The following is a 26,350-nucleotide window of genomic DNA, read 5'->3' as shown; positions in this document are numbered from 1 at the left end:
AATTATCAACTGAATTATGAAAACATTTCTCCAACTGGTCGCCCACGACCTTTACGCCAAAATAGGAAACGACCTCTCGCGCACCGCCATCGTTTTCCCCAACAAACGTGCCAGTCTGTTCTTCAACGAATACCTGGCAGCCGAAACGGACCGCCCCTTGTGGTCGCCCGCCTACGTCAGCATCAGCGAACTATTCCGGCAACTCTCGCCACTAAAGTCCGGTGACCCCATCCGCCTGGTATGCGAACTGTATAAGGTGTTCCGCGAAGAGACCCACAGTGAAGAGACTCTGGATGACTTCTACTTCTGGGGAGAACTGCTCATCAGCGACTTCGACGACGTGGACAAAAACCTCGTAGATGCCGACAAGCTCTTCAGCAATCTGCAGGAACTGAAGAACATCATGGACGGCTACGACTTCCTTGACCAAGAGCAGGAAGAAGCCATCCGCCAATTCTTCCAAAATTTCTCCATAGAAAAGCGCACGGAGCTGAAAGCAAAATTCATCTCCCTCTGGGATAAGTTGGGCGACATCTACCGCCACTACCGCCGAAACCTCACGGAACTTGGCATCGCCTACGAAGGCATGATGTACCGCAATGTCATGGAGCAACTCAACACCGACCGACTACGCTACGACCGCTATGTATTTGTCGGCTTCAACGTGCTGAATAGAGTAGAAACCCGTTTCTTTCAGCTCTTGCAGAATGCCGGAAAAGCGATGTTCTATTGGGACTATGACGTATTCTACACCCGCCTCCCACGCGAACAAAAACCACCCTATACCCACGAAGCAGGCGAATTCATCCTCCGCAACCTAAAGCTGTTCCCCAACCAGCTCCCCGAAAAATCCTTTGATGTACTGCGGAAACCCAAGAATGTACGCTTTATCTCCGCTTCTACGGAAAATGCACAAGCCCGTTACTTGCCTCAATGGATTAGGGAGAACGAAAAACAGAGAAATGAAGAATCTTCATTAAAGGATACTGCCGTCGTCCTCTGCAACGAATCCCTACTGCTTCCCGTCCTCCACTCCATTCCGGCAGAGGTAAAGAACGTCAACATCACAATGGGATTCCCCCTTGCCCAAACTCCGGTATACAGCTTCATCAACGCCCTTGTAGAACTACAGACTACCGGCTACCACACAGGTACCGGACGATATACTTACGAGACCGTACTCACCCTGCTGAAACATCCTTATACCCGGCAGCTTTCCTCCCATGCCGAAGTACTGGAAAGACGGCTTACGCAGGACAATCGCTTCTATCCTCTTCCCTCGGAGCTGAAGCAGGACGCATTCCTTGAACAAGTCTTTACACCACAGAACGGCATCGCCGCCCTATGCAGCTACCTCACCGAACTGCTTCGCGAAGTAGCCGTCCTCTACCGCCAGGAAAAAGACGTGGAAGACATCTTCAACCAGCTGTACCGTGAGTCTCTGTTCAAAAGTTACACTCTCGTCAATCGCCTGCTCAATCTGATAGAGACCGGGGAACTGAGTAGCCTGCGCACAGACACGCTGAAGCGACTGCTGAACCGGCTGCTTACCTCTGCCAACATCCCCTTCCACGGAGAGCCCGCCATCGGCATGCAAGTAATGGGTGTGCTGGAAACGCGTAACCTCGACTTCCGCAATCTCATCATGCTCTCCCTCAACGAAGGGCAATTGCCCAAAGCCGGAGGCGAGTCCTCCTTCATCCCCTACAACCTAAGGAAAGCCTTCGGCATGACCACCATAGAGCACAAAAATGCCGTCTATGCCTACTACTTCTACCGCCTCATCCAGCGGGCAGAAAACGTCACCTTATTATATAACACCTCTTCGGACGGACTGAACCGCGGGGAAATGTCCCGCTTCATGCTGCAATTCCTGGTAGAATCGCCACACAACATCTCCCTTGAGTACCTTGAAGCCGGACAATCCCCCCAGCAAGCCCGGGAAATTGAGATTCACAAGACACCGGAGATGTTGCAACAGATGTTCGATGCCTACGACATCCACCGACGTCCCCAAGCGTTCTTCTCCCCCTCTGCCCTCAATGCCTATCTGGACTGCCGGCTGAAATTCTACTACCGATACGTAGCTGGCCTGAAAGCTCCCGATGAAGTAAGCGCCGAGATAGACTCCGCCCTCTTCGGCACCATCTTCCACCGTTCTGCCGAACTGGTGTACAACGAACTGATAGCCAACGGACGGGAGATACGTAAAGATGACCTGGAACAATTACTGAAAGACGATGTTCGCCTGCAAGCCTATGTGGACAATGCTTTCAAAGAAAAGTTCTTCCATGTGCCCCTTACGGAGCAACCGGAGTATAACGGTACGCAGCTCATCCATTCCAAAGTCATCGCCTCTTACCTGCGCCAGCTCCTGCGCAATGACCTGCAATATGCCCCGTTCCGTATGGAGGGCATGGAACAGGACGTCAGAGAAACGATGGAAATAGATACTCCGCAAGGAAAGCTTGCCTTACAGATAGGCGGTACCATCGACCGCCTGGACAGCAAAGGAGACACGCTACGTATTGTGGACTACAAGACAGGCGGTACTCCCAAGACTCCAGAAAATATAGAACAACTGTTTACTCCCGCCGACAACCGTCCCAACTATATTTTCCAGACGTTTTTGTACGCCGCCATCCTCTGCCGCAAGCAATCGCTGAAGGTAGCCCCTTCCCTGCTCTACATCCACCGGGCAGCTTCCGAAAGCTACTCCCCGATCATCGAAATGGGAGCGCCACGACAACCCAAGGTACCGGTCAACAACTTCGCTTTCTTCGAAGACGAGTTCCGCAAACGGCTGCACGGACTCCTGCAGGAGATATTCAGCCAAGAAGAAACATTCAGCCAAACAGAGGATACCCGGAAATGTGAATATTGCGATTTCCGCAGTCTGTGTAAGAGATAAAAAAACAGACCATCCGTTCATAAGAAACAGACGGTCTATTTGAGTCTGACGGATGGTCTGTTTTACTTCAACGGACCATCCGTTCTATTTTCTTCGTTATCATTACTTCACCGGAATAGAGAAGCTGAATATGGAGCCTTCGCCCTCCTTGGAAGTAAACCACAGTTTACCGCCATTCTTCACGACAAAATCCTTGCACAGCAACAAGCCCAGTCCCGAGCCTTCTTCGTTGTTCGTACCGAACGTGCTGAAATGCGTATCAGCATGCAACAATTTCTTCTGCCCTTCCTCGCTGATGCCACAGCCATGATCTTGAACACTAACAACTGCCATACCATTCACTTCCTCCATCTTCACCAATATTTCGGAATTCTCCTTGCTGAACTTGATGGCATTGCTCAACAAGTTGCGGACTACCGTCTTCAGCATGTCAATATCAGCGTTAACCATCATTCTCTCCGGTTTCATCTCGCGGATTCTTATCTTTTTCAGACTTGCCACCATACTAAAAATCTCAATGACACCGTCTGTCACTTCGACGAGATCCACATCCTGATAAACCACATTCAACTTACCGATTTGACTCTTTGTCCATTTCAGCAAGTTATCCAGCAATGAGAACACATCCTCCGTTGTCTGATTAGCCATCGTCAGAAGCTCGTACATTTCAGCACCTATTTTCTCAAATGGCAAGTTCAATATCAGCATATTCAGCACCATCTTGATGGATCCCATCGGAGAACGCAGGTCATGGGCAATCACCGAATAGAGCTTGTCACGCCCGGCAATGGTACGTTGCAGTTCTTCCGTCTTACTCAAAATCAGCCGCTTGGCAGCTACCAAAGATATTTGGTGGGTAACACGGATAATCAGTTCCTCCTTATTGAAAGGTTTAGAGATGAAGTCATTCGCTCCTACCTGAAAGCCTTTCACAATATCTGCCGTACTATTCAGTGCGGTCAGAAAGATGATCGGAATTTCAGCAGTCTGCGGATTTGACTTTAAATGTTGGGCTACTTCAAAACCACTCATGTCCGGCATCATTACATCAAGCAAAACCAAGTCAGGATTTTCCTTTTCCACCTGCTCCAATGCCTGCCGCCCGTTACTCGCAGTAGCAATTGCGAATTTCTCGTTTGTCAAAAGCACTTTCAACAATAAAACATTTGACATCACATCGTCAACGATGAGGATCTTGTATTCGGAAGGATTTATTTCCATGTTCATCTTTCTATATTGTTTTTCCCGTTATCAAAATCACTATTTAGTTAGGAACGATATTCCTTAAAATACTCTATTATATACTGTAAACCCTCTTCCAACTCTATAGTCGGTTCCCAGCCCAACTTTTCCTTTGCCAGAGTGATGTCCGGCTGACGCTGTTTAGGATCATCATGAGGCAATGGTTTGAAAATCAGTTTCGATTTGGAATTCGTCAACCTGATGACCTTTTCCGCCAGTTCCAATATGGAGAATTCATTCGGATTTCCCAAGTTTACCGGACCGATAAAATCGTCCTCCGTATTCATCATCCGTACCATACCTTCTATACAGTCATCTACATACTGGAAACTCCGTGTCTGATTGCCCGAACCGTATATCGTAATATCCTGGTTCTGCAATGCCTGAACCACGAAATTGGAAACCACCCGTCCGTCATTCGGCAGCATCCGAGGACCGTACGTATTGAATATACGGATAATCTTGATCCGCACTCCATTCTGGCGGTGATAGTCCATAAACAATGTCTCGGCACAACGCTTCCCTTCATCATAACAAGAACGGAGGCCGATTGGATTTACATTTCCCCAATAACTTTCCACTTGGGGATGAATAACGGGGTCACCGTACACTTCGCTGGTAGAGGCCTGCAATATCTTGGCATTCGTCTTTTTGGCCAGTTCCAGCATATTGATGGCGCCCAATACAGAAGTCTTGATAGTTTTAATGGCGTCATATTGGTAGTGGATGGGAGAAGCGGGACAAGCAAGATTATAGATTTCGTCCACATCTGCATCATAAGGGGTTTCCACATCATGCAGTACAAACTCAAAGCGGGGATTGCTCTTCAGATGAGTGATATTTCCTTCCGAACCGGTGAAAAGATTATCCAGACAAATCACCTGATGCCCATCGTTTATCAATCGGGTACAAAGGTGAGAACCTATAAAACCAGCACCACCACTAACCAAAATTTTCTTCATGTAATGTTTTTTATAGTGCCTTAAAGCACATAAGACCTATTCTGTTTGTTTTGATGCTGACAAATGTAGGCGATTTGACTAAATTATGCAAGTTTGCAACGAAATATTTCACTTATTAATGAATATAAAGAGGCAGATTAAAAAATCCACCCCTGAAACATTCATTTATTTATCCAACATATACTCTTCTTTCTTATCCGGAATGCTGAAGTCCTTGTTCGCAAATAAGTCTGCCAAACCCGAAATTTGCTTTAAACGCAATACTTCGTCGCGATCCATTCCGATATTCTTCATTATCCATTCATCCGACATGCCGGCTCTGTCCAATTCCGCAACAATATGGCACATCAACTCGATGTTGTGCGTGCCACGGGCACGATTGTGACGGATAGTGGATGCCATACGGTTGGAAAGTTCCTTGTCAATCACTACCACGGGAAGCAACCCGTTTTCGCGCTGATAAATCCTCTTGGATGTCTTCAACACCTGATAACGGTGGTAGCCGTCCACCAGGATGTAATTATCCGCTTCCTCATCATAGTAACAGACACAAGGCATGGTGAAACCATCTTCCCAAATGGAAAGCTCCAAAAGCTTCATTTCGGGCGGTGCCACTACATTCGGATTGTAATCGTTTGCTTGTATCTTCTCTATTGGAATTGCCTTTACATTATATACCGGACTTTTATCTACGCTCATAACATCATATTTTTGAATTGTTCCATTATCTTGTCTCTTTTGTATGCCTCTTCCTTGTTCAAGGCAAACCCCATGTACTTGCAGGCATGGTCGTTCTTCAGGATGCATATGCACATCCGCTTATAAGTGGGGATTTCCCGGAATTCCGCGATGTCAATATCATCCAGATAGTCCATGCGCACCGGTTTCTTGTTCGTCTTGTAATTCGTGGTATTTATCACTTCGATGGACACTCCTGCATCCCTCAGCTTCTGGATGGTCTCGTCAGCCAGACACCCCCCCTTTGTACGCCAAAATTCAATGCTAACGGTAAGCTTTTTCAAGTAGTTCCTCCGGGTCTCTTCCGGCAAGGTGGAAAGCAGGAACTGCATAAAGCCCTTCCACGTATACCCTTCGGGCAGTCGGACCGTTTGCCACCCCATAGCACGCGTCCCTCCATAAATACCGGTAAAGTTCACCCCGTTGACCCGCCCTATCATTCTTCCCCAAGTATTCGGGTCGATGACGCGATACAGCTTCAAGCTCTCTTGTGCCTCACAGAGAAAAGGGCTTGCCACACGCTGGCGTTCGATATTGACCCCGGCTTTATAATATAGGTCATACAAATGGTTATAGTCAAAGCCGAATTTACCATTGGCTGTCCAGATATCCGTCGTCTTCCAATCATAAATGGGATAAGCATTGAAAATGTCATTGCCTATCTTCGAGGTCCAGCGGTAATTGTGGTACATCTGATACTTCCGGTTCAGATGAATGCTGCGCCAGCGGTTAAAACTCTCTTGCGTACGGATGCCTATGAGAAAGCAGGCACGCACTCCGTCCTTCTTCTCATGCAGCCATTTGGCAAAGTGCATCTGGAACTCATAATCCCACATTTCGGGAGTGTAGAAAGGAAACGTCTCTTTAGTGAGGCAGCCTTTCGGCATTTTCCTCACCCAAATGTCCTCCAAATCCTCCTGCCACGGACGCCAGTAGCTCTGGTACATCGACGTACAAGTCGTTACACGGAAAGGCACGCAAACACGGTACACCTCCAATATATCCTTATTCGCCTCCAATACCCGGTCCACATAATCAATGGTCATGCTGTACTGTATTTCATAGTCCATATGGAATACACACAGTTTACGGTTCAACCGGTTCCGGCGGATATAGTCTATGCATAAATTCAGCAACACTCCACTATCTTTCCCTCCCGAAAAAGAGACGCATATCGTGTCAAACTCCCTAAAAATCACATCAAGACGTTCTTGTGCCAGTTCATACACATTTTTGGGTGCAGCCATAATTATTTGTTTTTCTTCATTTTCACATAACGGGTCCATACCTTGTCTTCCAAAAAGCCCAGCTCGCTGAAGACATCCCTATCTTCGACAAAGCTAACAGCCGTCAGGCTACTCTCCTTGCCCTGCTTCTCAAGTACCTTTTCCAGAAGCAATTTCAGAGTGTCAACATTCCTTTCCTTAATATAATAGTTGTTGATGACACATTCATACTTCTTGTGCTCCACTGGCACAAAACCTACAACATGTTTATTATCCAAAGCAACAAACCACTCGTACTCTTCCGCTGTCCTGAAAGGATAATTGTAGTTCTGTTTCAGTACTTCCGGACTCATAACCAAAGGGGCTACAAGCTCATACAGCTTCTTATCCGTACCATGTAATTGCACTATCTGTATCATACCTACATTTTATATTATTTGTAATTACGTGTTAAAGATAAAGCTTATTTACGACGGAATATCCTCCTTTTAAATAGATTTAAGAATATAGCCCTACAATATAAAATATCAATAAATAAATATTATACCCCTAATTTGTATATGTTGATTAATTTGGGTTTCTTTGCAAAAGAACGTCACCCGAAGAGAAATAATGAAATATTTACTGCTTTTTATGACCTTTGCCAAGATAGGAATGTTCACTATCGGTGGTGGATACGCTATGATACCTCTCATTGAACGGGAAATCGTAAAAAAGAGATGGATGAGTAAAGAAGATTTCATGGAAATGTTTGCGTTGAGCCAGTCACTTCCCGGTGTTTTTGCTGTCAATATATCCATATTCGTCGGCTACAAGCTGCATAAAGTAAAAGGCAGCCTGGTGTGTGCACTTGCCACAATCCTCCCCTCTTTTGTCATCATGATGCTGATAGCCATGTCCTTCGCTCATTTCCAGGACAACCAGGTGATGATACGCATCTTTAATGGCATCCGTCCGGCAGTAGTCGCACTGATTGTGATACCCTGCATTTCGGCTGCACGGGCGCTGAAGCTGAAGTATTGGCAACCGGTGCTTCCAGCCATCGCCACCATACTCATCTGGCAATTCGGGCTATCCCCCGTATACATTGTCCTTGCAGGAATTGCAGGAGGAATGCTCTATACATTATGGTTAAAAGATAAACTGAGAAAATTACAGATATGATTTATTGGCAGCTGATATTGGTATATCTGAAAATCGGAATGTTCGGTTTTGGAGGCGGTTACGCCATGTTGTCCCTCATCCAATACGAGGTGGTGGACCACCATCACTGGCTCACCCTGCAACAATTCACGGACGTGGTGGCCATCTCGCAGATGACGCCCGGTCCGATAGGCATCAACAGTGCCACCTATGTGGGCTATGCAGTTACTCAAAGCGTGTGGGGAGCTGTCGTGGCCACCGTTGCAGTATGCCTTCCCTCGTTCATCCTGGTATTGCTCATCTCTTACTTCTTCGTGAAATGCAAAGACAACAAATACATCAAGGCGGCAATGTCTGGACTACTGCCCATGTCCGTATCATTGATAGCTGCTGCTGCCCTATTGCTGATGAACAAGGAAAATTTCATAGATTACAAAAGCATACTTATCTTTGCAGCCGCTTTCGGCGTGACGTGGAAGTGGCACCTTCACCCTATCTTACTGATAATCCTTGCCGGAATCGCAGGATTCCTTCTATATTGAGGAAGCGGTAGAGACGGACACCATCTTGCGAGCATATGCCCATACCACGCAATAGGCAACCAGCGGTACAATGAACGCCCACACCATCGTCGTATGGTCTGCCACCAGTCCCATCAACAGCGGACCTACCACGCCTCCCACGGGAGACATCATCAGGAAAGAGGAAGCCCTCTTGGTATGGTTGCCCAGCCCGCGCAAGGAAAGGGCAAAAATCGTGGGAAACATAATAGCCTCAAACGCATATCCGCACAACAGAGCTGCAAGCGATATCATCCCTACATCCAGCAGTACCAACGAAGTAGTCACTACTGTCCCCGTAGCACACACCAGCAACATTTTCTCGGCACGCACACGTCCCATAATCCAGCTACCGGCAAAACGTCCCAACATAAATAATCCCAGTCCACCGAAAGAAAGCACTACGGAAGCTTCGCGGGCATTCATCCAATTCTGCTCCACCACGTAATTGATGAAGAAGCTGTTGATGGAAATCTCGCCGACCTCATAGGCAAACAAGGCTATCAGCCCGAAAATGAAAAGCCGGTGTGACCACAATCCGACCTTATTACCAGCTTCGTCCACCTCCACACTATGTTCAATCTCGGGCAACTTGATTCTTGAAAAGACCAGCGCTACCAGCAACACAATTACCCCCATGCAGATATAGGGCAATGCGACATTACCCGAGCCCGTCTGCCCATCCTTCGAGAAGAGTAGCAGTCCAGCCAGTACCGGCGCACAGATACATCCCAGACCATTGAAGGATTGTGCGAAATTCAGTCGGCTGGCAGCAGTTTCCTTTGCGCCCAATTCTGTGGCATAAGGATTGGCGGCAGTTTCAAGAAATGTCAGTCCGCAGCCTATCACGAACAATGCAAACAAGAAAAGATTAAAAGACAGATAATGCTGCCCGGGGATAAAGAGCAGCGAACCGATGCCGTAGAGCAACAAACCGAATACCACACCCCGGCGGTATCCGAAGCGACTGATGAAAAGTCCTGCAGGAATGGCCATAATGAAGTATCCCATATACATCGTCATCTGTATAAAGGCCGAATGTGTCTTCGTGATATCCAGTATCTCTTGAAAGTGCTTGTTCAGTACATTCAGAATGGCATGGGCAAATCCCCACAAAAAGAAAAGAGAGGTAATCAAAATGAAGGGCACAAGGTATTGTCTGCCCACCAATGGTATTCGTTTCTGTTTCATAATATGATAATTCCAGACAATCGTTGCAAGGCGATTGATAATTGCGGGTGCAAAGATAAACAAAACTCCCGGTCTTTACCCAACATTTTCCTATTCGCTATTGTACGGAGCAGCTTTTTCTCTAACTTTACTGCCATCATACAATGTTAAGCCATGAAAAATGCCATCCCACGATACAATTTCTACAAAACTAAGTACGGAAGCGAACTTCTGATAGATGTCGTTGATTTGCAGTATACCCGGAAATTCTTGACCCAGGGAAAAGTACATATTCTGACCTACTATGACATCACCTTCATCACAGAAGGAGAAGGAGAATTCACTATCGGTAACCGGACACACTTGGCAGCTCCCGGTGATGTATTCTTCTCCAAACCAGGTGAGGTGCGCAGTTGGGACACAGACCGTATCGGCAACGGTCATGCTCTAATTTTTGAGGATACCTTTTTGACCTCTTTCTTCAAAGACCCACTATTCGTGCAGCACCTCCCGTTCTTCCGAATGGGAAAAACGGCAGACAAACTCCAACTGCCGAACGGGCTCTATGCACGGATACTCCAACTTCTGCACGACATAAAGGTCGAAATCGACTCTTTCCACCCACACGATACGGGCATATTACGCGCCTTACTTTACGAAGTCCTCATGCTACTCAACCGTGCCTACCGCACCTCTATCCCTCCGGAGACGGGTAAGGAGCCACATAAAGATATCAGCAGCTTCCACCTCAGCCGATTCTTCGAATTGGTTGGGGAGCACTTCCGGGAGCAGCATTCTGTACAATTCTATGCCGATAAACTATGCATCACTCCCAACTATCTGAACGAAATCCTCTCTTCGGCCATAAACATCAATGCCAAGCAGTACATACTCAACAAGATTACAGACGAAGCCCAGCGTCTGCTCACCTACACCGACCTCCCCATTTCAGAAATAGCCTCTGAACTTCATTTCTCAACCGTCTCCTACTTTGTACGTAGTTTCCGACAATGTATAGGGTATACTCCCCTCGCCTACCGGAAAATGGAGAAACCGTGAAAAGTGACATATCCTCCTTCTTTTTTATTGTACAAAAGTTCCACTTACCGGCTATCTTTGCCCTTGAAACAATAACCCATAAAAAAACAAACAATGAGAAATGCAGAAAAAACAGTAGGAAACATGATTGACAAGGAAAAAACCATCTTTGTCGGTTCGATGGATGCCGAAGGCTTTCCCAACATCAAGGCCATGTTGCAAACCCGCAAAAGGGAAGGGATCAAACACATTTACCTATCAACGAACACCTCGTCGATGCGCGTTTCGCAATTTCTCAAAAATAACCGGGCATGCCTTTACGTCTGCAACACACGCTTCTTCAAGGGCGTAATGCTGCGCGGCACGATGGAGATACTGACGGACAGCACCAGTAAGGAAATGATATGGCAGGAAGGCGACACTATGTACTACCCCGAAGGAGTGACTGATCCCGATTATTGTGTCCTGAAGTTCACCGCCTTCGCCGGTAGGTATTACAGCGGATTTAAATCAGAAGACTTCACGATAGAATAAACGGGCCATCCGTTCCAGTCCATCAGCAAGCAGAGCCCGGGGGCAAGCGATATTCAGCCGGATAAAGCCCTCTCCACCGGGACCGTACATCGTACCGGAATTGACCATCAAGTGCTGTTGTTCTTGCAAACGCAAGGCGACAGCATCTGAGTTGATACCAGAGGCACTGCAGTCTATCCAAACCAAATAAGTTCCTTCGAGTGGCAACACGGGATATTGTGGTAACCGTTCCTTGAAAAAGCGGCAGAGGTATTCGTAATTCCCCCGCAGATATTTCCGCAAGGCATCGAGCCATTCCCCACCTTCGTTATAAGCTGCCATTGTGGCGATTACGCCGAACGGATTGACGTCGCATACCTCGTTGATATTGATGGCTCTGTCAATACGGCGGCGCACCTCTTCATCGGCTGCGATGATATTGGCGATTTGCAACCCGGCAAGGTTGAACGCCTTGCTCGGCGAAACGCAAGTAACGGAATTTTGCAAAAAGCGTTCAGACAAGGAGGCAAAGGGTGTGTAGTCATATCCTTCGTAAGTCAGTTCACAATGAATCTCATCCGCCACGACAAACACCTCATTCCGTAAACAAATATCACCTATATGCTGCAGTTCTTCCGGAGTCCAGACCCGTCCGACCGGATTGTGAGGATTGCACAGCAGCAGGATTTTTGCTTTCGGATCGGAAGCTTTCCTTTCAAGATCGGCAAAGTCGATTACGTAGCGGCCATCCTGATAAATGAGATTATTGGCAAACAACTCGCATCCGTCATTACGGATAGATGAATAGAAACAATTATAGGCAGGAGTCTGAACGATGACTTTATCACCCGGCATGGCCAAGGCTTTGATAATGGCTGACAGAGCCGGCACGAGACCACTCGTATAGATAATCCACCGGGAATCAACCTGCCAGCGATGCCGGTCATCGAACCACCGGACAACCGCATCATAATAGGCTTCGGGTACTTTTGTATAACCGAAAATACCGTGCGCCACCCGCTTTTGTAAGGCATCGATAATAGCGGGTGCTGTACGAAAATCCATATCCGCCACCCACATGGGCAGTACATTCTCCTCTTCGGGAATATCCCATTTATAAGAATTCGTCCCGCGACGCGAGATGATTGTATCGAAATCGTATTTCATAATTTATAAATCCAGTTACCATCCCAAAGCCTCAACTCACAATCGGCAGGCGCCTTTATATTTTCGTCGAGAATGATTTCCCCATAGCTTTCGGCAGTGATACAGCCTGTCCGTGGATTCTTCACCCCGCCTATTGTTCCTTTGATGGTTGCCTGCACCGAACTATATTCAAAAGCCCGGTCGCAGTCGGGACCAAAGGTGCAATTCTCCAGTACGAGGTCGTGGGCATAGCAGAGCGGTTGCTCACCGGTTATATGGCAATTCACCAACCGGAGATTGTGCGAATGCCAGCCGAGATATTCGCCGCTGAGTTCAGAATCGTAGATTGTCACATTCTCCACCTCCCAGAAGGCATCCTTCGTAGTGATTTTGGCATTGCGCAACTCCACATTCTTCACATACTGGAAAACGTACTTGCTGTCGCTTTCCAATCCGTCTATGCGGATGTCGCTGCTGAACATGAACGGATAAGTTCCTCCATGCAGTTTCAGATTTTTGATATTCAGTTTTTTACAACGCCAGAACACCTCATCGGCATCGTTTATCTCTACATTCTCTATTTCGATGTCGTGCATCTCGCGAAACATTTTGGGTGCATCGATACGCGTATCAGTCATTTTCAGATGGTCGGAATACCACAGTGCCGAACGCCCGCCGACATCGAAAAAACAACGGTCGATAACAAATCCGTGAACATGCCAGAAGGGATAATTTCCTTCGAACCGACAATCAACAGCTTCGATGTTGCTGCATTCCTTGATGGCTGATTCTCCAGCACGGATAACTACATTCTCCAAACGTAAGTCATGCGATTCGAACAAAGGTCTTTCTCCGCCAAATGCTGTATTTGATATTATTTTCACCTTGTTTTCAATTTTATTATTCTATTCTCTTTATCAATTTTGCGGGGACACCACCTACTATTGTATTTGCTTCCACATCTTTCGTCACGACCGCTCCAGCTCCCACCACAGCATTGTCACCAATTGTCACTCCTTGAAGAATTGTTGCATTAGAACCTACCCAGACATTCTTGCCCAGTACAATTGGTGCCGGATAGGTAGTTTGGCGTTCAGCCGGAGGCAAACCATGATTGAGCGTTGCAAAGACTACATTATGCCCAATTTGGCATCCGTCGCCGATTATCACACCACCATGGTCTTGAAAATGACAGCAGGCATTAATAAATACGCCTTCGCCCACTGTTATATTCTTCCCGAAATCGGCATAAAACGGCGGAAATACTCGGAACGATGACGGAACTTGATAACCGAACAATTCGGATAGCAACTCACGTACTTCGTCCGGCGTATAGTATGCGGTGTTCAGCCGGAAAGTGATACGCCTGGCTTCACTGCTCATTTCGTCCATAAAACGGTGTATCTCCTCCGTATTAAGCGCTTGACGCGTCTTTACATATTCTTTGAATTCGTTCGTAGTCATAGTTTCTCCTATTTAAGTTTATCGTATTCTTCATCCGTCACCGGTTCTAGCCATTCATTAGAAGTATCCTCACCGGGAACTTCGAAAGCAAGATGGGCAAACCAACCATCAGAAGCAGCACCGTGCCAATGCTTCACATTTGCAGGGATATGGATAACCGTACCGGGTAGAATCTCTACTGCCGGCTTGCCCTCTTCTTGATACCACCCACGACCGGCAACACCGATAAGCATCTGTCCACCGCCTTTAGTAGCACGGTGTATGTGCCAGTTATTGCGGCAACGAGGCTCGAAAGTGACGTTAGAGACGGAAACCTGCTCACGTGAAACGGGAGCAAGATAGCTGTTACCTATGAAGTACTGTGCGTATGCTGTGTTCGGTTCTCCAATGGGGAAAATCATTTCACGCTGGAACGCGGCTTTGGTATCTTCACCGGCAGTGTCCTCTGCCCATACGCCTTTGGCCAGATTAAACGCTGCCCACGCTTTGGGCCAACCGGCATAGAAACCGATATGGGTGATGATTTCAGCAATCTCCGTACGGGTGATGCCGTTCTTTTTTGCCGACTGAAGGTGGAACACGAGCGAATTATCCGTGATTCCTTGACTGATAAGAGAAGTTATAGTTACCAAACTACGGTCACGCAGACCGAGTTTGTCGGTGCGGCTCCAGACCTCGCCAAAGAGGACATCGTCGTTTAGTTCCGCAAATTTAGGAGCAAACTCACCCAACTGGGTACGTCCTGCTGTCTGTACTATCTTTTCTTGTGCCATAATATTGAGTGTTAAAATGCTGAATACTGAAATTAAAAAAATCTTGTTCATAGTCGTTCTATTTATTGCATGAAGTTATTGAGCTTGTTAGCCGGATTAAGTGGCGTCTGGTCAGACAAGACCAATGATTTGACCATGTGCAACGTTCCTTGCTTGTATTTCTGAAAGTGTTCTGATGCAATATGTTTTTCATAAGCCGCACGGCTCGCATAGGTTTCGAGAATAGTCACCTTGCAGGGATTCTCCTTCTCGCCGACCGCATACATAGTCAGCACGCCCGATTCGATGCGCAGAGAGATTTCGCCTACTTCGGTTGCGTATTTCATATATTCGTCGAGATACTGCGGATAAACTTCGATTTTCGACAACCGCACGATACCGTCAGCACTCATCGGCTCTTTAGCGCACATACCCGGCTGCTTATCCAGATTCAGGCATTTGCCGATAATCTCTCCCGTGGCAAGGTAGGAATAGGTCGGAAATTCAAACAATACGGGTTTCAGCTTCGTATAGTCAAGTTTCCCGTTATTATCAAGCACTTCAGGAGCAGCGTATGTATTGACTATCGCACAAATGAAATTGTCGAAACCTTCAGTTTCATAGATGTCTACCACCTCACACTCCATGGTGAGGGGTGATGCGTCTATAACAGGGGTACCGTTTTCGCCAATATGGTAGGCAAACACCTCCGACTTATCGACCGTCGCACCGCTTACACTTCCCACATAGTCAGCTTTCGGCAATATTTCACGACTCACTAGATTGACGGAAAGTCGTTTTGAGGCCTTTATCCCTTGATTAGTGTAATGGCTTTTACTCATGCTGATGAGTATCCGGTCATGTCCAATAACACCCGTATGGCCTACCACTAGCCAGTTTACTTTCCCTTCAACCTCCGCCCCGACAACCGTCATCGGCTTGGGATAGAGAGCCAACAGATTTCCGAGATTTTTCTTGTTCGTTTCCATTATATTGGGTTGAACGGTGTTCTCCTTCACTGGGATACTGCACGACATTATGACAAGCAGTGACAGAACTCCTAAAATTATTTTTGCCATACGCTATATTACTCTATTTTTCTTGTTAAACTTCTGATGACAAAGGTACCGCGATAGCACAAGCGAAGGTGTATATGATTTACGGATATTTGTACCCGAATTCCCGATTATACCGCAAGAAAGTTCAAGTTCATCAGATGAGTATAGTAAGACTGGCAGAAATCCCACGAATAATCCCATGCATGATTTTTTAATCGTTATTCTTGCCGATACAGAAAAAAAGCTCTGAAATCCTTGAATTTCAGAGCTTTGCTTTAATTTGATATTTGCTTTCGCGGTGCGTACGGGACTCGAACCCGTGACCCCATGCGTGACAGGCATGTATTCTAACCAACTGAACTAACGCACCATTATTTCATTCTTTCGTTGCTATCTCTCTCGATTGCGGTTGCAAAGGTAGACAAAATTCTTATATCTGCAATAGCTTGAAAGAAAAAAAATCATCTTTTTTTTAACATAGCTTGATTATAAGAGATTTATGTTACCTTTGCAAAACTAAATTAATATTGAAATCATGAGAAATACTCCTATTGAACGTAAGTTGATAGATGAAACTATCGCAGATTTTCATATCACAGACTTTGCCAAAGCAACTATCCGTGAAGTCAAAGCCATTGCAGCCAATGCCGAAGCGGCATCGGGTGTGGAATTCATAAAAATGGAAATGGGTGTACCCGGACTCCCCCCCTCAGCCGTCGGCGTAAAGGCAGAGGTGGAGGCATTGCAGAATGGTATTGCCAGCCTCTACCCGGACATCAACGGACTCCCCGCCTTGAAGCAGGAAGCATCCCGTTTCATCAAAGCCTTTATCAATGTAGATGTAGCCCCCGAAGGTTGCGTACCAGTTACCGGTTCCATGCAAGGAACTTTTGCTTCATTCCTCACATGCAGCCAGTGCGATGAGAAAAAGGATACCATTCTCTTCATCGATCCCGGTTTCCCGGTACAGAAGCAGCAGTTGGTCGTGATGGGACAGAAATATGAAACCTTTGACGTATATGACTACCGTGGCAACAAGTTGAAAGCGAAGTTGGAAAGTTACCTCAGCAAAGGAAATATCTCTGCCATCGTCTATTCCAATCCCAACAATCCCAGCTGGATTTGCCTAAAAGAAGAAGAATTGCGCATCATCGGCGAACTGGCAACCAAATATGACGTCATTGTGCTGGAAGACCTCGCCTACTTTGCCATGGACTTCCGCCAAGACTTGAGCAAACCGTTCCAAGCGCCTTACCAACCTTCTGTGGCACACTATACGGACCTTTACGTGCTGCTCATTTCCGGTTCCAAAGCTTTCAGCTATGCCGGTCAACGTATCGGTGTCAGCTGCATTTCGGACAAACTGTATCATCGGGCCTATCCCGGGTTGACACAACGCTACGGCGGCGGCACCTTCGGCACAGTATTCATCCACCGCGTACTCTATGCGCTCTCTTCCGGCACCAGCCACTCTGCGCAGTATGCTCTTGCCGCCATGCTTAAAGCAGCCAATGAAGGTCAATACAACTTCCTTGATGAAGTGAAAGTATACGGTGAACGTGCCCGCCGCCTGAAAGAAATCTTCTTGCGCCACGGTTTCCACTTGGTATACGACAATGATTTGGGTGATCCCGTTGCCGACGGTTTCTACTTCACCATCGGTTACCCGGGCATGAGTAGCGGAGAACTTGCGCGGGAACTAATGTACTACGGTGTAAGCGCCATTTCGCTGGTGACCACCGGAAGCCATCAGGAAGGATTACGTGCCTGCACTTCCTTTATCCAAGACCATCAGTACGACCAGTTGGACGAACGTATGGCAATTTTTGCCGAGAATCACCCCATCCAATAAAAAATATCCCTATATAAATAAGGTGTTTCTACCAGTTGATGCCGGTATCCCACCACAATCGGGTACCGGCATTGTCATCTCCACCCAGTACCTCTACCAAAGCGGCATACTGCTCGGCATTCTCCGTCTTCAGTCCGCCGGGAAAGTTCAGACGGCGAATCATTGTCTCAGTATCTATGCACCCGTCTTTACTGTGATTAAAGCGTACGGGGAATAGCCGGGGATACCCCGTACGGCGCTGTTCAGCCCAAGCTTCACACCCTTCGGGAAACATGGCAATCCATTTTTGGGTAATAATCTTCTCCAGTTTCGTATCCCTATCCGCTGACTCCAGCCAGCGTGGCGAAACCTGACAACGGGCGGTAATATCATTCTCCATATCGTAGGTATCCACAAAATCGGCAGGCAACAAGTTGCTCTCCAGATAAGCGTCGGACTGCAAGATGCCATACTGACGGAAAGAAGCCATTACCCCTTCTTCATAGCAGATTTTCGCCGACTCATCAGTCCATCCCCGTAGGGCAGCCTCGGCACGCAGGAACCAGACTTCTGCTGCCGGCATCAACACTGCATCAGTCTGCTGGGTAACTTTCAATTTTGAGAGTGTATTATAATAGTTATGTGCAAAGCATGTACCCTGACGAATGCCGCGATACTCGCCTGCAAACTGTTCATTCTGGCAAGTGGCAAAATAGATTTCACGACGGGGATCTTCATATCCGTTCAGTATGGACTCCATCGGCGCTCCCATATAAGCTTCATTCCAAACAAGGTTTATCTCGCCCAACGGATTGGTATATCCACTCGCTGTGGAAACCGCCACCGACTCGTCCGCCTCCCGAATGACTCCGTATTCATTATCCATCGCCTTACGGAATTCCGTTTTTGCCTTCTCCGGACTGGCTACCGCGATGCGCATGGCAAGCCGCATCCTCAACGAGTTGGCAAACTTTATCCAAGAGTCATAATCACCGTCCAACAACATATCGAAACGCGCAAACTCCGAAGCTCTCGGATGCTCGACAATATAATCGGAAAGTACAGCAACAGCCGTATCGAGTTCACAGAAAAAGGCATTATAGACCTCTTTCTGCGTGTCAGGCATATAACGGGCTTCGGGATCGGCAAAATGACTATACACAATAGGGCCGTAATAGTCCGTGACACGGTGCATCACTTCCACCTTCAGTATCTTGGTAATGCCGAAAAAGGCAGGCATACGGTCACGTGTGGCATTCTCCGACTGATATATCTGCGGGAAAACATACTCATAGGTATGTCCCCACATGGCGCTGTTCCATCCATCCTGCAAGTTGTAGTCCGAATTGTGCGAACCTCCATTCAGAGGCTTGGCATCGTGCATGTAACCGCTGAACATGTCGGCATTCAAATTCTGGGTCAATTGAAAAGGCCAGTTCTTCCCCTTTCCGTAGTCGTAATTGAAATAGATGCCTTGCTGGATGATTCCAAGACGGATGCCATGTTCGTTATAGTCGGCCTGCAAGTCCTCGTCCGTCACGCCGGACTTGTCCGTATTGATTTCCTTAAAGTCCCGCGTACAAGCCAGAAACACGAAAACCATGCCAATCAGTACTATAATCCTCTTCATATCAAGTCTCCCTCCCCCTCTTAAAATTCACACTTCAAAGAAAATCCCCAACTACGCGTGGTAGGCATACCGTAGACTTCAATTCCCTGGTTATCGTTGCCCGTAGAGAGTACCAGGTCAGGGTCGAAAGGCGCCTTTTTGTAGAAGAAGAACAAGTTGCGTCCCGAAAAGGACAGTTGTGCCCGCTTGAGGACTTTGGTCTTTTCCATCCAGGCAGCAGGCAGTTGGTAGCCCACGGACAGCTCACGCAGCCTGATGTTCGTGGCATCATACATATAATATTCCGTCACCCCGGCCCGTCCGCCTACAACATTCTTATAAAATCCTTTCACATTATCTATCCGGTTACCTTCAAGCATTACATAACCTTTGTCCCTGGCCCGGGCCGTGACTTCAGAAACGCCATACATATCCATATCCGCCTGCGTCTGAGACAAAATATCGCCTCCAAAGCGACAATCCACCAGAAAATAGAAAGAAAAATTCTTGTAAGACAGCATATGATTCCAGCCAAGCATCAGTTTTGGATTGGCATTGCCCACTTTCACCGTATTGCCATCACCTTCCACCAAAGGCATCCCGGTATTGTCTCCTTCCGTGCCGTAAACGATATCGCCCGCATCGTCACGTACAAAAGCTTTTCCGTAGATGTCACCGATAGAGCCCCCTTTCACCAATTTCATGGCATAACTGGACGAGAAGCTGGTAGGACCGTAAAGAAACTCCTTCAGCGCTTCGTGCAGTGAAATTATCTTGTTGCGGTTGGTGGAAAAGTTCACCTCTGTTTTCCACTTGAAATGGTTCGTCAGCAAAGGAACGGCATCCAGTGAAACCTCCCACCCCACATTCTGTATATTACCCGCATTGACATAACGGTAGGCATATTTATCGCCCGACAGAGTAGGAAGCTTGAAGAACTGGTTCCGGGTATTCGTCTTATAGAAAGTGGCATTCAAGCCAATGCGATTCTTCAAAAAACGCGCTTCTATACCCGCCTCAAAGGAGTGCGTCATCTCCGGTTCCATATCCTTGAACGGCGCGGCATCACTTGCCAAGAACTCTCCGCCTGCCGTGATATGCGAGGAAGGATTTGTGATGAACATGGGAATATCATTGCCCACCATGCTGTATGCCCCCCTTATCTTTGCCAGTGACACCCATCGGGGTAAAGTCATCAGCTTATTGAATATCAGCGAAAATCCCACGGAGGGATAGAAGAACCCGCTTTTCTCATGAGATGTATAAGCCAGCGTGGAGGACCAGTCATTACGGGCCGACAAATCAAGATAGACAAACTCGTTGTAGCCCAGTTGTGCCGTCGCAAACAAGGACTGCAATTGGCGCCGCACATCAATCTTCTGGTCCAGCCCGGCAGAACCATTCATGATGATATTGGCCAGATTGAACACATTGGCATATTTCAGCGAAGCTGTTTTAGAGTCATAGCGGGTGGAGTTCACTGTCTTATCATTGATACTGGCACCGAGCACCGCGTTGAGAGAGAATGCATCCCACTGCTTTTTCATCATCAGTATGGCGTCTCCGTAATATTGGGTTTCCTGATAGTCCATCTCAATATAACGCCCATTGGCTCCCGCTAACGCCGGAGCGGTAGAGGCATAGAACTGCTGGCGCACCTTGTCGTTAATATAGTCTACATTGCCACGGGTCTGCAGGCTTAACCAATCGTTTATCTTCAGATTGGCGGATAAGGAGACTATGACATGCATGCGGTTCTCCTTGCTCAATATGCGATTGGTAATCCAGTAGGGATTCTGCTCAAAATCCTCGTAGGAGGTATGCCAATTCTGTATGTTCAAGTTTCTACCCTCATCATAAACCTCGAAGTTCTCCTTATAATAAGCAATATCCTCACCCCGTGGAAAACGGTAGAGCCCCACCAAAGGATTCATGTAGAAACCACCCACGGTAGGCTTGTTCTTCACCACCTGGCGCATCAGGTTCATACTGCCATCTAACTTCAGACGGGAATTCAATAGAACGGAAGTCTCTCTGAAAGTGAGGTTGTGCTTCGAAAGGTTATGTTTCCCAATGATGCCATGCCCCGTAGTATTGGCATAGGAGAAATAGTTCTGCAACTTCTCATTGCCGTGACTCAAGGAGATGGAAGTTATGGAGGTGACACCAGTAGAGAAGAAGTCTCTCAGATTATCGTATTCGGGAAGGTTTGCCCGTTCTCCCCAACTGTCTACACCATCACTTACTCCATAGCGGTTCTGCATCTTGGGTAGCGCAAAAGCATTGTCGAACATCAGGCTCGTCGAGAAAGAAACACCGCGCTGCCCGTACGACTGCCCCTTCTTTGTAGTAATCAGTATCACCCCATTGGCAGCCTGGCTACCATACAAAGCTGCCGCGGGAGCTCCTTTCAGGATACTGATGCTCTCTATATCTTCAGGATTCAGATTGGAAATGCCGTCCCCTCCGTCACGGTTGCCAGCATTGGCCGTCCCGCCTATGGCAGAGTATGCTTGCTCGGAGGTGGAGTTCAGAATGGGAACACCGTCTATCACGTACAGAGGTTGGTTGTCACTCGCCACCGAACGGACTCCACGGATACTGACTTTGGCTGAAGCTCCCAGACCGGAAGAAACCTGGTTAACACGCACACCAGCTGACTTGCCGGTCAACGAAGTGATTAAGTTGGGCATTTTTACTCGAGTCAATTCCTCGTTTTTTATTAAATCTGTGGCATAAGAAAGAGAATTTTCTTTCTTTTCGATACCCAAAGCGGTAACAATGACATTATCCAGCTCTATCATATTTTCTCTTAGTGTGATATGAAAGGTCGAACGTCCTTCCACCTCAATATCCTGGGAAATGTAGCCGATAAATGAAACACGGAGCACTGCATTATCGGCAACCACCAGCGTGAATTTTCCTTCCGAATCCGCTATCGCACCATTGGCCGTTTCTTTCTCCTGAATAGTGGCACCGGCCAGCGGAAACCCACCTTCATCCAGCACACAGCCACTTACCGTCACTTTGGAAAGCTGTATTTCGGAATGCCCCGGACGTTGCATACGCTCCCAAAATCCCTCCGGGCAATCCGTCCATCCTATAGAAAACAGCCCTAAAATTAACATATATAGTGTAGTATACTTCATTGTATTAAATTGCCAATTACTTGCAAATTTAAGCATTTTCTTCGAATAAAAAAACCATAAAATCTGAGAAAAGAAACTTTTAAAATGAAAAACAGCGAAGAACTTTTGTTTATTGTGGAATATTATGTATATTAGGGGCATGTATAGCAATATAGATCTATTCAAGATAGAAACAAACCATGTGGTTCCTGCCCGGGGAAAGGTCTTGATTTCCGAACCCTTTTTGTGTGACCACATGTTTGGGCGATCCGTCATTCTACTGGTGGACCATACACATGACGGCACAATGGGACTGGTTATGAACAAACCTCTCCCCCTATTCTTGAATGATGTGCTGAAAGACTTCAACTGCCCGGAAAACATACCTATCTATAAAGGAGGACCGCTCAGTACAGATACGTTGTTCTATTTGCACACGCTCAAGGGCATTACCGGAGCATTGCCCATCGGCAAAGGCTTCTACCTGAACGGTGACTTTGAAGCCATTAAAAACTACATCATGCAGGGAAATTCCGTTAAAGGCAGAATCAGATTTTTTTTGGGATACTCCGGCTGGGAGTACGAACAGCTGGACCGGGAAATTGAAGAAAACACTTGGCTGGTAGGCAAAGAAAACATCAGCTCGCTAATGGACGAGGCAGCCAGCGGCACACTCTGGAAGAAGGCATTGTGCAAGCTGGGAGCAAAATATGAAATATGGTCGCGTTTCCCCCAGATTCCAACGTTCAATTAGTGTTGCGGAGAAGTTGCAACAATACGACATCCTTATAGCACCCTCCTACGCGCCACCACTCCCTCAAAAGCCCGCAACGCACAAAACCGCAGGATTCAAAAAGGCGGATACTTGCCTCATTATCCACCGAAATATGGACTATCAACTGCTTCAGATATAGGAAACTGAAAACATAGTCGCACAGCAAACGCAACGCTTCCTTGGCATAACCATTGCCCTGATACTCCTTCCGTATAGCAATGCCCACCTCTCCCCGGGCATGCATGGGAGAAAACTCTGTAATATCAATGGTGCCTATCACCGCATCATCCTCTACACGTACAATCATCATACGCAGCTGGCGGTCGGCAAACATATCGCATTCGGAATTCTCAATATATTGTTTCAAGACAAATCTGGAATAGGGCACGGTGAAGTTCGTCACATCCCAAGTCCGGGAATCATTCTCCATAGCATACATCACTTCCAAGTCTTCCGGCTCCATAGCACGTAGACGCACCCTTTCACTACAGAAATAAGATTTATTCATATCTTCCAGTCGGTTACATTTCTTCTTCTTTATTGATATGCAGTTCTTTACGCAGGCGTCCATCACCCGGCAGGCAGAACAGAGAAGCCGTCAGTCCTATCAGTGCACACAGTACACCCGTACTGCTCAACATTATATAATAGGTGAAAAAACCTGCAAGCACTGGTATGGCAAGCAATGCCAGCCGCACGCCACTCCACAACGCATAAAGGCGGAGGGCTTCGGGAAGCGTCACTACATCTATTTTCCGGATTAATACCCATGAAAAGAGTTTCAGGGATACGGGCACGCAAGAGGCAGCCAGCAGAATGGTTATCGTCTCAGCCATATAGATAGCACGTACATCTCCGGCATACATACCTACCCATTCGCCTCCGGTTTCTCCAAGCAGGACGAGTAGGATGGGGAGCATCCAGAAATAAGCAAAAGTTGTTCGGACACGCAATGCAGTCTTCTTTATTTGTTCTTCCATTTAGTGAATTGATAGTGGATAATGAATAATTGATAGAAGCCCAACACGATCAGGCAGTTCCGGAAAATGGAGTGCGGTTCACGATACTGCGTCCCAGAGTCACTTCATCCGTATACTCCAATTCGTCGCCGATGGAAATGCCACGGGCTATGACGGAGAGCTTCACACCCAGTTTTTCCAGCTTGCGGTAGATATAAAAGTTTGTCGTATCTCCCTCCATCGTCGTGCTCAGGGCAAGAATCACTTCATTGATGCCACCGGCGGCTACCCGCTGCACAAGGCTTTCTATCTGCAAGTCTCCGGGACCAATGCCATCCATCGGCGAGATGACGCCTCCCAACACGTGATACAAACCACGGAACTGTTGTGTGGCTTCCACAGCCATCACATCACGGATATTCTCTACCACACAGACCACGGAAGCGTCCCGTTGCGGACTGGAACAGATGCGGCACGTCTCCGTATCTGATATATTATGGCATACCTTGCAATATTTCACTTCATGCTTCAGCGTCACAATGGCATTGCCGAACGCTTCCACCACTGCCGTATCCTGGCGGAGCAGGTGAAGAACCAGCCTCATAGCCGTCTTACGTCCCACTCCGGGCAACTTGGCAAACTCATTTACCGCCTTCTCCAATAATGTCGAGGGAAACTGTCCATTCATACTTAAAATTTTCCTATTGGCCACAAAGATAGTGCAAACCGAATGCAGAATAAAATGAACTCGTTCATTTTTTATGCTGAGGTGCAGCCTATCTTCGCTTTCTGGGCAAAGATAGTGCAAACTTATGAAATTAGTGCTACCTTTGCCACACGTAAAACCCCAAAAAGGCAACAAAATGGATATTACAAACGCCGAATTCGTCATCAGTAACACAGACGTGCGGAAATGCCCCGCCGGTACATTTCCCGAATATGCTTTCATCGGACGCTCCAACGTAGGAAAATCCAGTCTTATCAATATGCTGACCGGAAGGAAAGGACTCGCCATGACCTCTGCCACACCGGGAAAGACCATGCTTATCAACCATTTCCTAATCAACAAGAGCTGGTACATTGTAGACCTTCCGGGATATGGCTACGCCAAACGGGGACAGAAAGGTCAGGAACAAATCAAACGTATTATAGAAAGTTATATACTGCAACGCGAACAGATGACTTGTCTGTTTGTTCTTATAGATAGCCGGCTGGCTCCCCAAGCCATCGACCTCGAGTTTACGGAATGGCTGGGCGAGAACGGCGTACCCTTTGCCATCGTCTTCACAAAGGCCGACAAACTGAAAGGCGGCAGACTGAACACCCACATCAACGAATACCTGGAACAGTTGAAGGAACAGTGGGAAGAGCTGCCTCCCTACTTCATCACCTCTTCTGAAAACCGCATGGGACGGAAAGAGCTGCTGGACTATATCGAAAGTATCAACAAAAGCCTGAATAGCAAACAATAGACATAAGTAAAATGAAAAGATTAGTTTTTTGGCAACTGTTTGTTGCCGCACTACTGCTGACCGGCAATAGTCACGCACAATCCATCAAGGATTTGTTCAACAAAGAAAATATAGAGAAGGCGGTAAATGCCGTGACCGGCAAGTCAACAGCGGATATGACCGGCACTTGGTCGTATACCGGCTCCGCCATTGAATTCGAATCGGACAACCTGCTGCAGAAAGCCGGCGGTGCCGTTGCCGCCACAGCCGCAGAAAAGAAACTGGACGAACAGCTTGCCAAAGTAGGCATCAAAGCCGGGCAAATGTCATTCACATTCAACGCCGACAGCACATTCAGCGCCAAAGTAGGGCAAAAGAGCATGAAGGGAAGCTACTCCTACAATGCATCCACCCAAAAGGTCAACTTGAAATTCGCCAAGCTGATAGGTATGAATGCCAAGGTCAACGCTACCTCCACAACTATGGACCTGCTGTTCGAATCGGACAAGCTACTGAAACTGATAACCTTCCTCTCCAGCAAAAGCAGCAACTCCACTCTGAAGAGTATCGGCTCGCTGGCCAACAGCTACGACGGAATGATGCTCGGATTCTCATTACAGAAACTGTAACAACAACTTCCATACAACAAAAAAATCCCGCAAGCACCGAACAAT

The 26,350-nt window shown here is 47.2% G+C and carries 25 protein-coding genes and 1 tRNA gene; 9 read left to right on the top strand and 17 right to left on the bottom strand.

Annotated elements, in window-relative coordinates:
* Nucleotides 1-16: 16 nt before the first annotated feature.
* On the top strand, nucleotides 17-2,911 hold the full coding sequence (locus tag JXR92_RS11820; RefSeq protein ID WP_138346063.1) for a PD-(D/E)XK nuclease family protein: 2,895 nt from the start codon (nucleotides 17-19) through the stop codon (nucleotides 2,909-2,911).
* A 102-nt stretch (nucleotides 2,912-3,013) separates the two neighbouring features.
* Here the strand turns inward: JXR92_RS11820 and JXR92_RS11815 are convergent, their stop codons facing one another.
* From JXR92_RS11815 to JXR92_RS11795, 5 genes are all read right to left on the bottom strand, one after another.
* Complete coding sequence (locus JXR92_RS11815) at nucleotides 3,014-4,138, bottom strand: ATP-binding response regulator (protein WP_117599492.1); 1,125 nt, start codon at nucleotides 4,136-4,138, stop codon at nucleotides 3,014-3,016.
* 41 nt (nucleotides 4,139-4,179) lie between these two features.
* Nucleotides 4,180-5,115 carry a UDP-glucuronic acid decarboxylase family protein gene (locus JXR92_RS11810; RefSeq protein ID WP_117964401.1) on the bottom strand — a complete coding sequence of 312 codons (936 nt, stop codon included), beginning with the start codon at nucleotides 5,113-5,115 and terminating at the stop codon, nucleotides 4,180-4,182.
* Between the two features lie 165 nt (nucleotides 5,116-5,280).
* Nucleotides 5,281-5,814 carry an IbrB-like domain-containing protein gene (locus JXR92_RS11805; RefSeq protein WP_117599490.1) on the bottom strand — a complete coding sequence of 178 codons (534 nt, stop codon included), beginning with the start codon at nucleotides 5,812-5,814 and terminating at the stop codon, nucleotides 5,281-5,283.
* Nucleotides 5,811-7,100 carry a DUF3440 domain-containing protein gene (locus JXR92_RS11800; RefSeq protein WP_087332529.1) on the bottom strand — a complete coding sequence of 430 codons (1,290 nt, stop codon included), beginning with the start codon at nucleotides 7,098-7,100 and terminating at the stop codon, nucleotides 5,811-5,813. The genes JXR92_RS11805 and JXR92_RS11800 overlap by 4 nt, the downstream gene beginning before the upstream one ends.
* Before the next feature lie 2 nt (nucleotides 7,101-7,102).
* Complete coding sequence (locus JXR92_RS11795; protein ID WP_117599489.1) at nucleotides 7,103-7,498, bottom strand: hypothetical protein; 396 nt, start codon at nucleotides 7,496-7,498, stop codon at nucleotides 7,103-7,105.
* A gap of 193 nt (nucleotides 7,499-7,691) precedes the next feature.
* Here JXR92_RS11795 and JXR92_RS11790 point away from each other — a divergent pair, with 193 nt between their 5' ends.
* Both JXR92_RS11790 and JXR92_RS11785 read left to right on the top strand, forming a co-directional pair.
* Entirely contained in the window at nucleotides 7,692-8,243 is a 552-nt protein-coding gene (locus JXR92_RS11790) for a chromate transporter (protein WP_117599488.1), read from the top strand.
* Complete coding sequence (locus tag JXR92_RS11785) at nucleotides 8,240-8,764, top strand: chromate transporter (RefSeq protein WP_117599487.1); 525 nt, start codon at nucleotides 8,240-8,242, stop codon at nucleotides 8,762-8,764. The genes JXR92_RS11790 and JXR92_RS11785 overlap by 4 nt, the downstream gene beginning before the upstream one ends.
* Here JXR92_RS11785 and JXR92_RS11780 read toward each other — a convergent pair.
* A complete protein-coding gene (locus JXR92_RS11780) occupies nucleotides 8,756-9,973 on the bottom strand; it encodes a sugar MFS transporter (protein ID WP_117599486.1) in 1,218 nt (405 codons plus the stop codon). The two genes, JXR92_RS11785 and JXR92_RS11780, sit on opposite strands and share 9 nt — an antisense overlap.
* A gap of 153 nt (nucleotides 9,974-10,126) precedes the next feature.
* On the opposite strand from JXR92_RS11780, the gene JXR92_RS11775 reads away from it, so the two are divergent.
* Together JXR92_RS11775 and JXR92_RS11770 are read left to right on the top strand one after the other, a co-directional pair.
* A complete protein-coding gene (locus tag JXR92_RS11775) occupies nucleotides 10,127-11,011 on the top strand; it encodes an AraC family transcriptional regulator (protein ID WP_117599485.1) in 885 nt (294 codons plus the stop codon).
* A 93-nt stretch (nucleotides 11,012-11,104) separates the two neighbouring features.
* The gene (locus tag JXR92_RS11770; protein WP_117599484.1) at nucleotides 11,105-11,524 is read left to right on the top strand and encodes a pyridoxamine 5'-phosphate oxidase family protein; all 420 of its coding nucleotides are present in this window, start codon (nucleotides 11,105-11,107) and stop codon (nucleotides 11,522-11,524) included.
* Here JXR92_RS11770 and JXR92_RS11765 read toward each other — a convergent pair.
* From JXR92_RS11765 to JXR92_RS11740, 6 genes are all read right to left on the bottom strand, one after another.
* Entirely contained in the window at nucleotides 11,501-12,670 is a 1,170-nt protein-coding gene (locus tag JXR92_RS11765) for a MalY/PatB family protein (protein ID WP_117599483.1), read from the bottom strand. The genes JXR92_RS11770 and JXR92_RS11765 overlap by 24 nt on opposite strands.
* Nucleotides 12,667-13,533, bottom strand: a complete 867-nt coding sequence (locus JXR92_RS11760; RefSeq protein ID WP_117964406.1) for a DUF3737 family protein — start codon at nucleotides 13,531-13,533, stop codon at nucleotides 12,667-12,669. The genes JXR92_RS11765 and JXR92_RS11760 overlap by 4 nt, the downstream gene beginning before the upstream one ends.
* Nucleotides 13,534-13,549: 16 nt before the next feature.
* Complete coding sequence (locus tag JXR92_RS11755; protein WP_117964407.1) at nucleotides 13,550-14,113, bottom strand: sugar O-acetyltransferase; 564 nt, start codon at nucleotides 14,111-14,113, stop codon at nucleotides 13,550-13,552.
* Between the two features lie 8 nt (nucleotides 14,114-14,121).
* Nucleotides 14,122-14,937: a carboxymuconolactone decarboxylase family protein gene (locus tag JXR92_RS11750; RefSeq protein ID WP_117599480.1), complete on the bottom strand. Its 816-nt coding sequence runs from the start codon at nucleotides 14,935-14,937 to the stop codon at nucleotides 14,122-14,124.
* Nucleotides 14,938-14,948: 11 nt separating this feature from the next.
* Complete coding sequence (locus tag JXR92_RS11745) at nucleotides 14,949-15,944, bottom strand: flavin reductase (RefSeq protein ID WP_138346065.1); 996 nt, start codon at nucleotides 15,942-15,944, stop codon at nucleotides 14,949-14,951.
* A 275-nt stretch (nucleotides 15,945-16,219) separates the two neighbouring features.
* Nucleotides 16,220-16,293, bottom strand: a tRNA-Asp gene (locus JXR92_RS11740).
* Between the two features lie 165 nt (nucleotides 16,294-16,458).
* Between JXR92_RS11740 and JXR92_RS11735 the strand changes: the two genes are divergently transcribed.
* Nucleotides 16,459-17,775: an aminotransferase class I/II-fold pyridoxal phosphate-dependent enzyme gene (locus JXR92_RS11735; protein ID WP_117599478.1), complete on the top strand. Its 1,317-nt coding sequence runs from the start codon at nucleotides 16,459-16,461 to the stop codon at nucleotides 17,773-17,775.
* 28 nt (nucleotides 17,776-17,803) lie between these two features.
* Here the strand turns inward: JXR92_RS11735 and JXR92_RS11730 are convergent, their stop codons facing one another.
* Both JXR92_RS11730 and JXR92_RS11725 read right to left on the bottom strand, forming a co-directional pair.
* A complete protein-coding gene (locus JXR92_RS11730; RefSeq protein WP_119961884.1) occupies nucleotides 17,804-19,384 on the bottom strand; it encodes a SusD/RagB family nutrient-binding outer membrane lipoprotein in 1,581 nt (526 codons plus the stop codon).
* A gap of 20 nt (nucleotides 19,385-19,404) precedes the next feature.
* On the bottom strand, nucleotides 19,405-22,512 hold the full coding sequence (locus JXR92_RS11725; protein WP_138346067.1) for a SusC/RagA family TonB-linked outer membrane protein: 3,108 nt from the start codon (nucleotides 22,510-22,512) through the stop codon (nucleotides 19,405-19,407).
* Nucleotides 22,513-22,651: 139 nt separating this feature from the next.
* Between JXR92_RS11725 and JXR92_RS11720 the strand changes: the two genes are divergently transcribed.
* Complete coding sequence (locus tag JXR92_RS11720) at nucleotides 22,652-23,245, top strand: YqgE/AlgH family protein (RefSeq protein WP_165491398.1); 594 nt, start codon at nucleotides 22,652-22,654, stop codon at nucleotides 23,243-23,245.
* On the opposite strand, the gene JXR92_RS11715 is transcribed toward JXR92_RS11720, so the two are convergent.
* From JXR92_RS11715 to recR, 3 genes are read right to left on the bottom strand one after another with little or no spacing between them, the layout of a single operon-like run.
* Complete coding sequence (locus JXR92_RS11715) at nucleotides 23,238-23,774, bottom strand: GNAT family N-acetyltransferase (RefSeq protein ID WP_117599474.1); 537 nt, start codon at nucleotides 23,772-23,774, stop codon at nucleotides 23,238-23,240. The genes JXR92_RS11720 and JXR92_RS11715 overlap by 8 nt on opposite strands.
* Before the next feature lie 13 nt (nucleotides 23,775-23,787).
* Nucleotides 23,788-24,246, bottom strand: coding sequence for a hypothetical protein (locus JXR92_RS11710; protein WP_117599473.1), 459 nt, complete (start codon nucleotides 24,244-24,246; stop codon nucleotides 23,788-23,790).
* 49 nt (nucleotides 24,247-24,295) lie between these two features.
* A complete protein-coding gene (gene recR / locus JXR92_RS11705; protein WP_035448317.1) occupies nucleotides 24,296-24,913 on the bottom strand; it encodes a recombination mediator RecR in 618 nt (205 codons plus the stop codon).
* A 175-nt stretch (nucleotides 24,914-25,088) separates the two neighbouring features.
* On the opposite strand from recR, the gene yihA reads away from it, so the two are divergent.
* Both yihA and JXR92_RS11695 read left to right on the top strand, forming a co-directional pair.
* The gene (gene yihA / locus JXR92_RS11700; protein ID WP_009036961.1) at nucleotides 25,089-25,697 is read left to right on the top strand and encodes a ribosome biogenesis GTP-binding protein YihA/YsxC; all 609 of its coding nucleotides are present in this window, start codon (nucleotides 25,089-25,091) and stop codon (nucleotides 25,695-25,697) included.
* An 11-nt stretch (nucleotides 25,698-25,708) separates the two neighbouring features.
* Nucleotides 25,709-26,305: a DUF4923 family protein gene (locus JXR92_RS11695; protein WP_044468698.1), complete on the top strand. Its 597-nt coding sequence runs from the start codon at nucleotides 25,709-25,711 to the stop codon at nucleotides 26,303-26,305.
* Nucleotides 26,306-26,350 lie beyond the last annotated feature (45 nt).

Source organism: Bacteroides parvus, assembly GCF_017309675.2.
GTDB classification, from domain to species: Bacteria; Bacteroidota; Bacteroidia; order Bacteroidales; family Bacteroidaceae; genus Bacteroides; species Bacteroides uniformis.
Note: the sequence above shows the minus strand (reverse complement) of the source record. Positions and strands in the feature narration are given on the sequence as shown.